Origin of the sequence: Kluyvera georgiana ATCC 51603 (genome assembly GCF_001654985.1) — a bacterium.
Taxonomy (GTDB): Bacteria; Pseudomonadota; Gammaproteobacteria; order Enterobacterales; family Enterobacteriaceae; genus Kluyvera; species Kluyvera georgiana.
In genome coordinates this window covers 229,667-244,645 of sequence record NZ_LXEU01000049.1, presented here as the reverse complement: position 1 = coordinate 244,645, position 14,979 = coordinate 229,667, and the positions used below count along the sequence as shown (strand labels likewise).

General features: G+C 55.9%; 10 protein-coding genes and 2 pseudogenes. 6 read left to right on the top strand and 6 right to left on the bottom strand.

The window, feature by feature from the left end; translation table 11 throughout:
- Positions 1-472 precede the first annotated feature (472 nt).
- Positions 473-2,014, top strand: coding sequence for a transcriptional regulator TyrR (tyrR, locus tag M989_RS12960; RefSeq protein ID WP_064545901.1), 1,542 nt, complete (start codon positions 473-475; stop codon positions 2,012-2,014).
- 260 nt (positions 2,015-2,274) lie between these two features.
- On the opposite strand, the gene tpx is transcribed toward tyrR, so the two are convergent.
- Complete coding sequence (tpx, locus tag M989_RS12955) at positions 2,275-2,781, bottom strand: thiol peroxidase (RefSeq protein ID WP_064545896.1); 507 nt, start codon at positions 2,779-2,781, stop codon at positions 2,275-2,277.
- Positions 2,782-2,881: 100 nt separating this feature from the next.
- Between tpx and ycjG the strand changes: the two genes are divergently transcribed.
- Positions 2,882-3,847 (top strand): L-Ala-D/L-Glu epimerase, encoded by a 966-nt coding sequence (gene ycjG / locus M989_RS12950; RefSeq protein WP_064545894.1) that lies wholly within the window; start codon positions 2,882-2,884, stop codon positions 3,845-3,847.
- On the opposite strand, the gene mpaA is transcribed toward ycjG, so the two are convergent.
- Positions 3,838-4,557 (bottom strand): murein tripeptide amidase MpaA, encoded by a 720-nt coding sequence (mpaA, locus tag M989_RS12945; RefSeq protein WP_064545892.1) that lies wholly within the window; start codon positions 4,555-4,557, stop codon positions 3,838-3,840. The genes ycjG and mpaA overlap by 10 nt on opposite strands.
- Before the next feature lie 191 nt (positions 4,558-4,748).
- Between mpaA and M989_RS12940 the strand changes: the two genes are divergently transcribed.
- Together M989_RS12940 and M989_RS12935 are read left to right on the top strand one after the other, a co-directional pair.
- Positions 4,749-6,365 carry a peptide ABC transporter substrate-binding protein gene (locus M989_RS12940; protein WP_064545888.1) on the top strand — a complete coding sequence of 539 codons (1,617 nt, stop codon included), beginning with the start codon at positions 4,749-4,751 and terminating at the stop codon, positions 6,363-6,365.
- A 229-nt stretch (positions 6,366-6,594) separates the two neighbouring features.
- A pseudogene (locus M989_RS12935) lies at positions 6,595-6,789 on the top strand (Arm DNA-binding domain-containing protein); the annotation flags it as partial.
- 70 nt (positions 6,790-6,859) lie between these two features.
- Here M989_RS12935 and M989_RS12930 read toward each other — a convergent pair.
- Together M989_RS12930 and M989_RS12925 are read right to left on the bottom strand one after the other, a co-directional pair.
- Positions 6,860-9,061, bottom strand: coding sequence for a glycoside hydrolase family 2 protein (locus M989_RS12930; protein WP_064545884.1), 2,202 nt, complete (start codon positions 9,059-9,061; stop codon positions 6,860-6,862).
- Positions 9,051-10,280 (bottom strand): annotated as a pseudogene (locus M989_RS12925) (response regulator); the annotation flags it as partial. The gene M989_RS12930 and the pseudogene M989_RS12925, both read right to left, overlap by 11 nt.
- A 201-nt stretch (positions 10,281-10,481) precedes the next feature.
- Between M989_RS12925 and M989_RS12920 the strand changes: the two are divergent.
- Complete coding sequence (locus M989_RS12920; RefSeq protein WP_064545883.1) at positions 10,482-11,351, top strand: aldo/keto reductase; 870 nt, start codon at positions 10,482-10,484, stop codon at positions 11,349-11,351.
- Positions 11,352-11,413: 62 nt separating this feature from the next.
- Here the strand turns inward: M989_RS12920 and M989_RS12915 are convergent, their stop codons facing one another.
- On the bottom strand, positions 11,414-11,980 hold the full coding sequence (locus M989_RS12915; protein WP_064545882.1) for a DJ-1/PfpI family protein: 567 nt from the start codon (positions 11,978-11,980) through the stop codon (positions 11,414-11,416).
- 260 nt (positions 11,981-12,240) lie between these two features.
- Here M989_RS12915 and M989_RS12910 point away from each other — a divergent pair, with 260 nt between their 5' ends.
- Positions 12,241-12,606 (top strand): hypothetical protein, encoded by a 366-nt coding sequence (locus M989_RS12910; RefSeq protein ID WP_157093549.1) that lies wholly within the window; start codon positions 12,241-12,243, stop codon positions 12,604-12,606.
- Positions 12,607-12,633: 27 nt separating this feature from the next.
- Here M989_RS12910 and M989_RS12905 read toward each other — a convergent pair whose 3' ends face one another.
- Positions 12,634-14,778, bottom strand: coding sequence for a putative bifunctional diguanylate cyclase/phosphodiesterase (locus tag M989_RS12905; RefSeq protein WP_064545879.1), 2,145 nt, complete (start codon positions 14,776-14,778; stop codon positions 12,634-12,636).
- Positions 14,779-14,979: the final 201 nt, after the last annotated feature.

Genomic DNA, 14,979 nt, shown 5'->3' with positions numbered 1-14,979 from the left:
GTCCCTGTAAAGCCGCGCCCTCAGCCCACATCCCTGTGGGCTGCCCCGGCCTTCAGGGAACGCTTCGGCGATTTAGACGCCACCAACACTAGTGTGGTCTTTTAGTTAACAGCAAAAACCAGAGCTACTGAAACCGATGAGTCCCCGCGGGGCCGCGGGGATTGTCAAGGGGGGCGCGGCCGCCCCCCTTGGCCCGTTCACCGGTGAAAAGATCTCATGTTTCGCCTGACGTAAAGTGAACGGAACCCTTCACCTTACTGACAGATATTAGGCCTGTCCCACGAATTTGTGTATAAGAGACAGGAAGGGGCGAGGGGACCGTTGGGTACGGTTTATTAATTGAACGCATAACTTTACGGCGCAACGACTATTTTTCCGCCATACTGTCAATAATTGTTGACAGTCATCTTCACGCCAGCGAATAAGTGTCTTATGATTCATACGTCTTTGGCTTATAAGGGTGAACCCCCACATGCGTCTTGAAGTCTTTTGTGAAGACCGTCTCGGTCTGACACGTGAACTGCTCGATTTATTGGTGCTGCGCGGCATTGACCTGCGCGGTATCGATATCGACCCTGTTGGCCGAATCTACCTGAATTTCGCGGAGCTGGATTTCGCCAGCTTCAGCAGCCTGATGGCGGAAATCCGCCGTATTGCTGGCGTCACCGACGTCCGCACCGTGCCGTGGATGCCCTCCGAGCGCGAACATCTGGCGCTGAGCGCGCTGCTGGAAGCGATGCCGGAGCCGGTGCTCTCGTTGGACACGCGCAGCAAAATTGAACGCGCTAACCCGGCAAGCTGCCAGCTGTTTGGTCTTAGCCAGGAGCGCATGCGCAACCATAACGTGGCGCAACTGATAAGCGGCTTCAACTTCCAGCGTTGGCTGGAGAGCGATACGGTGGAGTCACATGCTGAACATGTGGTGATCCACGGGCAAAACTTCCTGCTGGAGGCCACGCCGGTCTATCTCAACGGTGAGAATGACGCGCGTATTCTGGCCGGTGCGGTAGTGATGCTCCGCTCCACGCTGCGCATGGGCCGTCAGCTGCAAACCATGACCACGCAGGATGTCAGCGCGTTCAGCCAGATTGTCGCCGTGAGCCCGCGCATGCGTCAGGTGGTGGATCAGGCGCGCAAGCTGGCGCTGCTCACCGCGCCGCTGCTGATCGTCGGCGAAACGGGCACCGGTAAGGATCTGCTGGCGCATGCCTGCCATCTGGCGAGCCCGCGTGCGGCGAAGCCGTATCTGGCGCTGAACTGTGGCTCTATCCCGGAAGATGCGGTGGAGAGCGAGCTGTTTGGCGACGCCGCCGACGGTAAGAAGGGCTTCTTCGAGCAGGCTAACGGCGGGTCGGTGCTGCTGGATGAAATTGGTGAAATGTCGCCGCGTATGCAGACCAAACTGCTGCGCTTCCTTAACGACGGCACTTTCCGCCGCGTTGGCGAAGATCACGAAGTGCACGTTGACGTGCGCGTTATCTGCGCGACGCAGAAAAATCTGGTGGAGCTGGTGCAGAAAGGGCTGTTCCGCGAGGATCTCTACTATCGCCTTAACGTCCTGACGCTGAACCTGCCGCCGCTGCGCGATCGCCCGCAGGATATCATGCCGCTGACCGAACTGTTTGTTGCGCGCTTTGCCGATGAGCAAGGGATTTCGCGGCCTAAGCTGTCTACCGACCTGAACACCGTGCTCACCCGCTACGGCTGGCCGGGAAACGTTCGTCAGTTGAAAAACGCGGTCTACCGCGCGTTGACCCAGTTAGAAGGTTACGAGCTGCGTCCGCAGGACGTGCTGTTGCCGGATCATGACGTTTCAAGCGCCGCGGTCGGCGAAGAGGCGATGGAAGGCTCTCTGGACGATATTACCCGCCGCTTTGAACGCTCGGTGCTGACCCAGCTTTACCGCAGCTATCCGAGCACCCGTAAGCTGGCCAAACGGCTGGGCGTATCGCACACGGCGATTGCGAACAAATTGCGGGAATATGGCCTGAGCAATAAGAAAGGGGAAGAGTAACCCTTTTCCCACATTGTCCTTCAGGGGCACTGCTCGCTGGAGGCGCTAGCCGAAGCCACAGGTTGCTCGAAAGGGCATGCATCGCGTCGTTTTCGTCGGGAGAAGTGGGGGAACAGTCGGGATTTACAGAATATGCCTGGTTTATCACCAGTTTTCGAAAATATATGGCAAAAACCCCCCTCCAGTACCGCAAATCATATAGTCTAAGAGGCTGAGGGATAAGAAATTGTCCTGACCACGCTGTGGTCAGGACAACGGTATTACGCTTTCAGTGCTGCCAGTGCCGCATCGTAATCCGGTTCGTTGGTGATTTCGTTCACCAGCTCGCTGTACACGACGTTGTCGTTTTCATCGATAACGACGACGGCACGCGCCGCCAGGCCTTTCAGCGCGCCATCGGCAATGCCGACGCCATAGGTCTGCAGGAATTCCGGCGCACGCAGGGTGGACAGGGTGACGACGTTGCTCAGGCCTTCCGCGCCGCAGAAGCGAGACTGGGCGAACGGCAGGTCAGCGGATACGCACAGAACGACGGTATTCGCCAGTTCACCCGCCAGCTGGTTGAATTTACGCACGGATGCCGCGCAAACGCCGGTATCGATGCTCGGGAAAATGTTCAGAACTTTACGTTTGCCGGCGAACTGGCCGAGGGTGACGTCCGACAGATCTTTTGCCACCAGCGTAAACGGTTGAGCTTTATCGCCCGCCTGTGGGATAGAACCTTGAACAGCAACGGGATTGCCCTGGAAATGTACGGTTTGCGACATGATTATCTTCCTGTTTACATATAGTTAACGTCGACCCTAGTGTATGACAACAGGCGTTAACACGGCAAACCCTATTTATGCCTGAATGAAAGGAGCCAGAATGAGAAAGCTGCGAGTGTTTGAAGAGGCCTGGCCGCTGCATACGCCGTTTGTCATTGCGCGCGGTAGCCGCAGCGAAGCAAAGGTCGTGGTGGTCGAGCTGGAGCAAGATGGCATCAAAGGCATTGGCGAGTGCACGCCTTATCCACGCTATGGAGAGAGCATCGCTTCGGTGATGGCGCAGATTATGGCGATTGGCGAGCAGCTTGAACACGGCATCACGCGCGAGCAGCTCAATCATCTGCTACCGGCAGGGGCGGCACGCAATGCGGTCGACTGTGCGCTCTGGAATCTGGAAACCGCGCTCACTGGAAGTGACGTTGTCACTCAATTGGGCGTCACGCTGCCGGAGACAATCACGACGGCACAAACGGTCGTCATCGGCACGCCGGAACAGATGGCAGCCAGTGCAAGGGCGCTGTTTGAAAGCGGTGCCCGGCTGCTAAAGGTGAAGCTTGATAACCACTTTATTTGTGAGCGGATGGTGGCGATTCGTGACGCGGCACCGGGGGCCACGCTGATAGTCGATGCGAACGAATCCTGGCGTAGCGACGGCCTGGCCGCACGCTGTCAGCTATTGGCCGATCTCAACGTAGCGATGCTCGAGCAGCCGTTACCGGTAGGCGAAGATGAGGCGCTGGAGAACTTTATTCATCCGTTGCCAATCTGCGCGGATGAAAGCTGTCATACCCGTGAAGATCTGCCGGCGCTACGCGGACGCTATGACATGGTCAATATCAAGCTGGATAAAACCGGCGGACTCAGCGAGGCGCTGGCGCTGGCTGCGGAAGCCAAAGCGCAAGGGTTCGCGTTGATGCTGGGTTGTATGCTGTGTACTTCTCGCGCCATTGCCGCCGCGCTACCGTTGGTTCCGCAGGTGCGCTTTGCCGACCTCGACGGTCCAACGTGGCTGGCCGCTGACGCGCAGCCAGCTTTACGCTTTACCTGCGGAGAGCTTCATTTGTGATGCGCCGACTGCCAGTGCAGCAACCCTGTCATCGCTGACAGGTAGCGCTCGCTGGCCTCGTCCGATGAGATTGCCGGAAACTCGGCGGTAATGCAGTGCAGGCCGATATCGTTGCACCAACTGCCGAACGAGCCGGGCGTTTCGTAGCCGACGCTGCTGACCAGCGGTAGCGTGAACGCGTCCGCCAGCCATTGTCCTAGCTCGCTGTCGCGGGCGTCTTCAATACAAGCCAGCGGGTCATGGAACGACACCACCCATGCCGGGGTTATCTGATGAATGAGCTGACACAGCGCGCGGCTTTCCGGTTCGGAACCGGGGCGGCTACCGGTCAGCAAGACCACATCGCGCTGCTCGGCCGCGCTGTTCCAGCGATAGACCGTTTCACCGGCTTTCCAGTTGGCCGAGGGAAAGTTGCGATTAAGATCCACGCCGTTGGCGTTCGCGCGCAGCCCCAGTTGGCAGCCATCCGGGTTTACGGCCAGTATTACGTGATGACGCCGTAGCTCCGGTGCCAGCGTGCGCAGCGCGCAGGAGAGGGTGACCACCGAGGCGTTTTCATCACCGTGCGTACCGGCAATGATTAAGCCGCTCTGCGGACCGGCCAGCGGCGCGGGAAACCAGATAAGCGGCGCGCCTAACAGTGAACGACCGTAGTGCTGTGTCCCGGGCGGGAAAGCGCCGCGCTGGGCGCGGGGGCGGGTAGCTGACATAGGTGAGTCCTGATACACAAAGAGGATAATGAGCAGTGTTGTGCAAAAATCGCCGCGAATCAAATAGTTTCCCTTATGGATATTGCTGGGGATATATCAAGTTTATGTGACATGCTGTTTGCAATTAACGTGAGTGAAACAAATAATATTTTCATCGAGTTGTGTGGATTGACCTATTTTAAGGGGATGACATGAAGTTACCGTTCACCTTGACCTGTTGCGCCGTCTTGCTTTCAGGTCTGAGTTCTCTCGCCGTCGCGGCCGACGTTCCCGCCGGAACGGTGCTGGCAAAGCAGCAAGAGCTGGTTCGCCACATTAAAGATGAACCCGCTTCATTAGATCCCGCGAAGGCGGTGGGGCTGCCGGAAATTCAGGTGATTCGCGATCTGTATGAAGGCCTGGTGAATCAGGATGCCAACGGCAATATCATTCCGGGCGTTGCCACCCGCTGGCAGACCAACGATCAGAAAATCTGGACGTTTACCCTTCGCAACGACGCCAAATGGTCGGACGGCACGCCGGTGACGGCGCAGGATTTCGTCTACAGCTGGCAGCGTCTGGTTGACCCGAAAACCACCTCGCCGTTTGCCTGGTTTGCGGCGTTAGCGGGCATCACGAATGCGCAAGATATTATTGACGGCAAAGCCAAGCCTGAAACCCTCGGGGTGACAGCGGTGGACGCGCACACGCTGCGGGTCCAGCTCGATAAGCCTCTCCCGTGGTTCGTGAATCTGACAGCTAACTTCTCGCTCTATCCGGTGAATAAAACCGTTGTCGAAAGTGATAAAAACTGGACGCGTCCGGGGAAACTGGTGGGTAACGGCGCCTATGTTCTGGTCGACCGGGTCGTGAATGAAAAGCTGGTGGCGGTGCCGAACAAATACTACTGGGATAACGCCAAAACGGTGATTCAGAAAGTCACGTTTATGCCGATTAACCAGGAATCTGCGGCCACCAAACGCTATCAGGCCGGGGATATCGATATCACCGAATCGTTCGCGAAAAACCAGTACCAGAAGCTCAAAAAAGAGCTGCCGGGCCAGGTCTTCACGCCTGCGCAGCTGGGCACCTATTACTACGCCTTTAACACCCAAAAAGGCCCAACCGCTGATGCGCGCGTGCGTCTGGCGCTCAGTATGAGCATCGATCGTCGTATCATCGCTGAGAAGGTGCTGGGGACGGGGGAAAAGCCGGCGTGGCGCTTTACGCCGGATGTGACCGCAGGCTTTAAACCACAACCGTCGGCGCTGGAAGAGAGCAGCCAGGCGGAGCTGAACGCGCAGGCGAAAATGTTGCTGCAAGCGGCAGGCTATGGCCCGAATCGTCCGCTGAAGCTGACGCTGCTGTACAATACCCAGGAAGTGCACCAGAAGATTGCCATCGCCGTGGCGTCGATGTGGAAGAAAAATCTGGGCGTCGACGTGAAGCTGCAAAACCAGGAGTGGAAAACCTATATCGATAGCCGCAATACCGGCAACTTCGATGTGATTCGCGCTTCGTGGGTGGGCGATTACAATGAACCGTCTACTTTCCTGTCGCTGCTGACCTCGACGAACAGCGGCAACATTGCGCGCTTTAACGATCCTGCCTATGACAAAGTGATCCGTCAGGCGAGCCTGGAAAACACCGCCGAGGCGCGTAACGCCGACTACAACGCCGCGGAAAAAATCCTCGCCGAAAAAGCACCGATTGCGCCCATCTACCAGTATACCAACGGCCGCTTAATCAAGCCGTGGGTGAAAGGATACCCGATCACCAATCCGGAAGACGTGGCGTATACGCATACGATGTATATTGTGAAGCACTAATGCGTACTGATCTCTTGCTAACATCAGGCAACCATTGCTAAACCCAGAGCTGGCGCGGATTGCAGCGCCAGTTTCTCCTTCTGACCATCTCTCGCCACGCCACAGCAGAAAGCATCACTTTTCTGACGGTATTTTTGACGTATTCAACGAAAAGCGGTTGCGGTAAATTGCGGATTTTACCGTCACGCCTTCCCTGAAATGACGGTAGATTTGAGCAGAGGATACCGTCATGCTGACTGATACTAAGCTTAAGCATCTGAAAAACAGAGAGAAAAACGACAAGATTGCAGGCCGTGATGGTCTGTATGTTTTGGTAACGCCTGCGGGTTCGGTGACATTTCGGTACGACTATCGTATCAATAACCGACGTGAAACGCTGACCATCGGGCGGTATGGCTCTGAAGGCATTAATCTTGTTGAAGCCTTGGTGTTAAAACCCATGACTGAGCGTGTAGAAAAAGTCGCGAGATCCCAAAACAGATAACTTAATAGATTTATCGTGAGATTGGTTCCTCTACGTTCTCATGGCGTACGTTGTATCCCACCGCTTTTCCGGCGTCATTCTCAATGCGGTATTCAATGGTCACTTTATGTCTGGTGGTGGGCGTGACGGTAATTTCCTTGACCTGGCTGCCTGAATCCGGAGGTAGCGTCCGCGTTATATCGCCTTTAGCAAGTGTCCGTCCATTTTGCTTCACTTGCCACTTCAGGCGACAATCACGACAGTCGGACCAGGTGTCGTTGATCGCCCATAGTCGTAAAGCCGCCTTGCTTCCCTGACGCCAGACGGCGGTTACGGGCTCAATGGAGGGCAGGATCGGCTGATAAGCCCTTTGTAGCGCGTAGTAGCCCGCTTTCGGCTTACGCAGATAATCCACCACGCCCCAGTTGATCGAGGGCCAGGTCTCGACAGACATAAAGTGGAAGAGGGCGGTCACCGGCTGAAAGCGCTGTCGGCGATAGCTTTCCGCCGCCATGGCGACCAGATCTGCCTGATATTTCTGAGTATTATCAATCATCTCCTGAATGGTCTTCCCGCGCGGTATGTTCGCAAATTTAAAGGTCTGGAAAGGCTGGAAATTATGGTATTTCCAGTACGTCCAGCCGGGATCGTCTGCCGCTGTACTCTTCGGCCATATTAGATGGGTGGGTACGATGGTTTTCAGTGTCGAGAGTCGCGGCAGGGCCTGGGCGCCAAACTCAGTGATGATCCCGGTTTTGGCGGGAGCGAGCAGATCGCGCATGGTGCCAAAATACCATCCGGCCCAGTAGTGTTCCTCGACGGCGGAAAAACGATGTACGATGCGCGACGTGTCTTCCGCCAGCGCATCGCCCACCCGCTTCGTCAGAGCCTGGTTTAACGTTTTATTCCAGTCGGGGAAGCGTTCTTCCATCCACGGGGAGTTCCAGGGCGGCTCGTTATGTCCACCCCAGACGATAATGGCCGGGGAATTGCCGAACTGTTCAACCATTTCACGGGTCTGGCGCACCGCATTGTCGGCAAAGGCAGCACTATTATCGTAGCCCCACTGGAGGGGAACATCCTGCCAGATCATCAACCCCATCTCGTCGGCCACCTCATAAAGGGCGCGGCCTGCCACGTGTCCGTGAACGCGGATCGCGTTGGCGTTCATCGCTTCCACCAGTTCGAAATCCCGGCGATATTTTTTCCGCGTCATCGTCCCGAGCCACGGGGAACCGATATAGTTGCTACCCATGATAAACAGCCGCCTGTCGTTAATCCGCCAGCCTTTGTTATCCGCCTGTTCTTCCAGCTTGCGCAGGCCCGTGCGGGTGACAGCGGTATCCATTACCCCCAAGTCATCCGCCAGGGTGACGCGTACCCAGTAGAGATTCGGCCTGCCATAGCCCACCGGCCACCACAGCCTGGCGCCGTCCATCGGCAGCGTGACGCTCAGAGTTTGCACCCTACCGTCCGTTGTCGCGAGATTAACCGGAAAATCCTGGTAAAAGCGCTGGCCGTTGAAATTATCCGGTATGGCTGAGAGGCGCAGGGTGGCCGATCCGGTCGTCAGTGCCCGATAACGGATTTCGGCCCGCAAAACCGGGTTTTCCAGCCCCTTCTGCCAGTCAGGCCGTAGAATCACGTCATCTATCGTTACGCCGCGGCTCAGATGCAGTTTTACCGGCGCCCAGATCCCTCCTGAATTGGCATCCTGCCCCTGAACCGACCATGCGCCGCCGGGGCGGGTATCGTGTTGGTTAAGTATCCCCTTCACCAGCGTTTTGTGCAGCGGCCAGATTTTTTCAGGATCCTCATAAGGGCTGTCTACCCGGACTGCGAGCCGGTTATGGCGGCGCAGCGCGTCGCTGACATCCACTGGGAAGCGCTGAAAATAGCCCTTATGACGAGCCAGCGCTTTTCCGTTGAGCGTGACGTCGGCAAAATAGTCCACGCCGTCAAAAACTAAGGTCGCCATGGTATTCGGCGCAGGCTCAGGAAGCGTAAATTCATGCCGATACCACAGGGCGCCCTGATGATCGTATCCGGCGCTGTACCAGTTGGCAGGCACCCGAAGCGCACGCCAGCCGTGTTCAGGGGCATTAACCCCGTCGAATGCGCTGTCGTTAGCATCATGCACGCGCCACATTCCAGCCAGCGACCAGGTGAGCGGCTGGCTCGCCTGTGCCAGCATGGGGCTGAATGCCAGTAACAGAATAAGCCTACGGATCATGTTTTACCTCCTGCGTTGTGCGGCGTAGCCACGCAGCACAACGCCTTGCCTCCTCGCTAACTTCGCCTTGTAGTACGCTAATCCCGGCCTGTTCCAGCAATGGTGCCTGACTCTCAAGCTGCTGGAGGCGCTCTGCAAGGGCGCTAAAACCGAGGGTAACCGCTTCGCCGCGAAGCTTATGCGCGGCCCGGCGCAGAGCCTCACGATCGTCGCTGTCGATGGCCTGTTGTATGGCTGCCATTGCTCCGTCAAGCCCCTGGCCGAACAGTCCCAACAGCTCATCAACCAGTGCGGGATCGTCCGCGCACTGTTTTAACAGCCGCGCTTCGTCCGGCAGGCCCTGATCGCCCTCTGAACGGACGCGGGCTATTTCCTCGCTCAGCGTCTCCTGGCTTACCGGTTTGGCGATATAGCCATCGAAGCCCATCGCCAGACAGCGCTCTCTGTCGCCCTGCATGGCGTGGGCGGTCATCGCGATGGCGGGCTGGTGGCCGCGCCCCTGCGCGCGTGTTTCTTCGCGCAGCAGGCGGATGGCGGTTTCGCCGTCCATTTCAGGCATTTGCAGGTCAATCAGCAGGAGATCCCAGGGCTGTTCCCGCCAGCACTCAAGGGCCTCACGGCCATTGTTTACCACTTCGCACCGGTGCCCGAGCTGTTCCAGCAGGCGTCTGGCGACTTTCTGATTCACCAGGTTATCCTCGGCCAGCAGAATACGTAATTCGGTCTGCGGCACGGTGGTCGTCACAATGGGGTCAGGGGCAGGGGCCGCGGCGGGGAGGGATTCAAGGACACTGGCGATAACCTGGTGCAGCTCACACTGGGCAACGGGTTTGTGCAGATAGTGGGCGATGCCGATGCGTTTAAGCATCCTGGCGTCAAAATGGCGGTTCATTGAGCTGAGCATGATGATATTGCTCTGCCCGGTTTGCGGCAGGGCGGAAAGCTCAAGCGCGAGCGAAATGCCGTCCATATCCGGCATCTGCGCATCGAGCAGGAATAACGGCCAGCGTTCGCTCCCGGTCGTCAGCCGTAACGCCTCGCTGGCGTTGTTGACGCAGGTCGGCGCCAGTCCCATCTGACGAAGCATGGTATCAAGCAGGCGCAGGTTCGTGCTGTTGTCATCCACCACCAGTACTTTTTGGCCGCTGAAGTGGGCCACAGGGGCGGCAGCTGTGGAGAGCGTCTGCTGACCCTGTGCTAACAACCATTCATCGAACTCATCGTCAAAAATACGTTAAAACCAGGTGGTTTTAGTATTTCCACTGACGATAGCAGATTAACCACTAAGCGGTTGGATACGTCAGAAAAGAAGCTTACTGGTATTAATGAATTTATTGCATAGGTCACTTCTGGGATTGTGGACTAATCGTCTTAATGTTTCTGCCCTAAAATCATATTTTAACCTGATAGAGGCATTACCGTGGAATATTCAGTATTAAGTAACAATCTAAAAATGCCGATGGTGGGGTTTGGCGTATTTAAGGTTACCGATAAAGAAGAATGTAAGCAGTCGGTGTTAAGCGCTATTCGCACGGGTTATCGCCTTATTGATACCGCTGCCGTCTATGGCAACGAAGACGCCGTAGGGGAGGCCGTTCGTGAAGCCATCGCTGATGGGCTGTGTACCCGCGAGGAACTATTCATTACCTCCAAGCTGTGGGTGCAGGACATGGCCAGCTTCGACGCGGCGAAAGCCGGTATTGACGCGTCGCTGAAAAAGTCAGGGCTAGCCTATTTTGACCTCTATTTACTGCATCAGGCGATGGGGGATTATTTCAGCGCGTGGCGCGCGCTGGAAGAGGCTTATGATGCCGATAAACTGAAAGCCATCGGCGTGTCGAATTTCTATGCGCATGTGTTAACCAACTTCTGTGAAACCGTCAGAATTAAGCCAATGGTCAACCAGGTGGAATTGCATCCTTACTTTGCGCAGCCTGCCGCGCTGGAAACCATGAAGCGCTATCACGTTCAGCCTGAAGCCTGGGCGCCGTTAGGCGGCGGAAGACATAAACCGTATGAAGATGAAATGCTGCAAGGCATTGCCGATGCCCATCAAAAAACCATTGCGCAGGTTGTCTTACGCTGGAACGTGCAGCGTGGCGTCACGGTGATCCCGAAATCCACCCAACAAAAACGTATTGCAGAGAACTTTGCCATCTGGGATTTTTCCCTGACCGATGCTGAAATGGCTAAAATCAGCGCGCTGGATGCGGGCTATGTGGGGGAAGCGGTGAAACATTTTAACCCGGTATTTGTTCGCGGCTGTCTTGACGTTAAAATCCATGACTGAACCGGGTTTATCCAATGAAAACAGGCGCTAAAAAGCGCCTGTTTTTGAGTCCGATAGCCGTTCTATCGCAACAGTTCAGCGAACTTCGCCAGCCATTGCGGATGTGCAGGCCATGCCGGCGCGGTCACGAGGTTGCCGTCCACATACGCTTCATCGATACCAATATCGGCATATTCGCCGCCGCTCAGCCGCACTTCCGGCGCACAGGCCGGGTAGGCGCTGCAGGTCCGGCCTTGCAAAACACCCGCGGCGGCCAGCAGCTGCGGGCCATGGCAAACCGCGGCAATGGGTTTGTTCGCCACATCGAAGTCCTGAACCAGCTTAATGACCGCTTCGTATAGACGCAGGTATTCTGGCGCGCGTCCGCCGGGAATCAGCAGCGCGTCGTAATCCGCCTCATCGACGCTGGCAAAATCGGCGTTGAGCACGAAGCGATGACCGGGTTTCTCGCTGTAGGTCTGGGCACCGTCAAAGTCATGAATCGCCGTCATAATATAGTCGCCTTTCGGCTTGTCGGGACAAACGGCATCCACCTGATGACCAATCATCTGTAGCGCCTGAAAAGGCACCATGGTTTCATAATCTTCCGCGTAATCGCCAACCAGCATCAATATCTTTTTGCCTGCCATAGCCCATCCTCTTTGAGTAAAGATGTCTAAGATATAGCCTGGCAACAAGGGGATAGCGAACCGCAAACCGCGCGCTGCATCACGGATATCAGCAATGATTAACGTGGCAGAGGCACTGCCAGCATGGAGTATCGTTCTGCTGAGACGCTTGCGGAGATGGCGGGAGTGCTATAATTGGCGGACGATATCACGCGTGCGATATCTTCTGCGGATAGGCCGCGTTTCACCTTCTTATGCTCGGGCAAACAGCGATGATTTATATGTCTGATGTCATGATATTTGGCAAAGTGCTGCTCGGCATTTTTCTGCTTTTGCTGCTGGCAAGTTATCTTTTTTCAAAGCTTAACGTGCCGATTGCCGTGCTGTTCACGACATGGCTTTCCGCTGCGGCGGCCTTTGCCCTGCTGGTGGTGCTGGTGCTGATGCCGGGGATCAAGAGCGATGAGGTCGCCCTGGGAAAACGCTGGCTTGAAGAGTGCACGCTCGTCGAAAAGTTTGAGCGCCATACGCTACGCGAACCGACCAACCGCCTGCAATGCCATGGCGTAGAAGAGCAGGTTGACGCCAGCGACTACCAGACCTTCACGGTCGCCTGGCTCGAACGCGGGGATCGCGATCCCCGCTGATGCTCGCGGCAGAGGAATCACCGACTTTCACGCCTGCCTCTTTTTCCCGGTTGATGATGAAATATCGCGGCGCAGTGCGGCTGGCGCGTTAGGATCGCCGCTGAGCGGGAGATTACTCAGCATCACTTCAATATCCTCCGCCGGTACCGGGTCGGAGAACCAGAACCCCTGTAGTGCGTCGCAGCCCAGCCCGGTGAGGATACGCTGCTGCTCCTGGGTTTCTACGCCTTCCGCCACCACATCCATGTTCATGGAGTGGGCGATGGTGATAATCGTCGAGACGATTTTGATGTGTTTACTGTTCTCCCGCATATCTTTCATAAAGCTTTTATCAATCTTCAATTCCCCGGCGGGGAGATCCTGTAGCGCCAGCATATTGGAGTAGCCGACGCCAAAGTTATCAATGGAAATAGTGATACCAATGCGGCAGAAATCATTAAAGATTTGCACGCTGCGATCGAAACCGTGCAGCGCCGTGGTTTCCGCAAGTTCGATGGTTAAGCGCGTTGGTGAAATGCGATGGCGAACCAGCGCGTCGCAGACCAGCTCATAGAAGTTTTGCTGCTCAAACTGTACCGGTGAGATATTCAGCGAAAGCGTCCAGTCATCGTGCCCGGAAAGGCTCCACTTATGCATCTGAATGCAGGCCTGCTCCAGCACCCAGTTACCCACTGAAACAATCAGCCCCGTATTCTGTAGCGTAGAAAGGAAGACTTCCGGCAGTAAAATGCCTTTTTTCGGATGCCGCCAGCGCAGTAATGCTTCAAAGCCGTAAATCCGTTTTTCTTTGACGTGGTATTTCGGCTGGTACCACAGTTCAAACTGATTGTTCTCCAACGCCTGGGTGAGATCCTGTAAGAAATGCGCGCCCTGCCAGGTGCTATCGAGCATCGACTCGTTGTAGAACACCCATCCGTTTCGCCCGCTATGTTTCACGTGATACATCGCGGTATCGGCGGCGAGCTTTAGATCCTGCGGCGTTTCGCCGTGACCGGGGTAGAGGCTGATGCCAACGCTCAGCGAGATTTGCAGTATTTGCCCGGAATGGTAAAACGGCCGCCGGATGCTTTCGACCATCCGCGTGCAGATATCGGCGATTTCCGCCTCGGTGCAGTCGGGCGCCAGCAGAATAAACTCGTCGCCGCCGATGCGGGCGAGGGTCATTTTCGGCATCAGGCAGGCGCTCATGCGGTTGGCGACGGAAACCAGCAGGTTGTCGCCGACGTGATGGCCCCAGGCGTCGTTGACCAGCTTAAAGCGGTCGAGATCCATCAAAACCAGCGCGAAAGTGCTGCCTGCCAGTCGAGCCTGATGGAGGCAAGCCAGCAGGCGCATGTCAATCTGACTACGGTTAGCGAGGCCGGTAAGCCCGTCGTAGCGTGCCTGCTGCTCAAGCTGTTGGTTCAGGCGCTGGAGGTTTTCGGTGAGCCGCGTCGTGCGCACCTGAGAATCAACCATGGAGATCATGAGCATCAGCCCCAGCAGCAGTAGCGTGGTGGCGGAAACCCATATCGAAAGGCCTTCTTCGCTCACCATGGCCGCATGATTGGCCATGATATGCCCACCGCCGGTAAAAGTGGCGGCGCTCATGCCGGTATAGTGCATCGCGGCAATCGCAATCCCCATGGCAAACGCCGCGCCAACGCGCGTCAGCAATACCCCTTTACTGTTCAGACGCAGGCTAAAGGCTAACCACAAGCCGACGCAGGAGGCAACGATAGCGATCACCACGGAGGCGATAATCAGCGGCACGCTCCAGATGATATCGTCATGCGACATTAGCGCAGCCATACCAACATAGTGCATGACGACGACGCCGCTGCTGAGTAGGGCGGTGGCAATGCACAAGCGTTTAAGCGACAGCGTATTTCCCGCGACGGCGATATTAATCGCCAGTGAAGACGCGATAATCGCCGCCAGCAGTGAAATGACCGTCAGCGCCAGGTGATAGCTCATTGGCATTGGCATCTTCATGGCCAGCATGCCGATAAAATGCATCGACCAGATGCCAATGCCCAGCGTCGCGCCGCCGGTAATACGCCAGAAGATAGCCGCCTTCTTATTTGAAGCAGCAATTTTTGCAGCACTATCAAGCGCAACGAAAGATGCGATGAATGCCACCAGGAATGAAATACCGACCAGTATCGGGTCCCACGAAGCGTGTAGCGTCATGCAAACCATACCTTTTCATAGAGTGGGTTCTATTTAATCTATCAGTAAATTCCGAATTTAAACCAGTAAAATAGCGAAAGAGTTATCTTTTTTATCTGATTGGGCATCTTATCTAATATATTAAGCATGGCTTAATGATAATGAAATACCAGTTAATAAATAAGCGCCGTTCATTATATTGTTCTTTATTTCTAAAGGGTT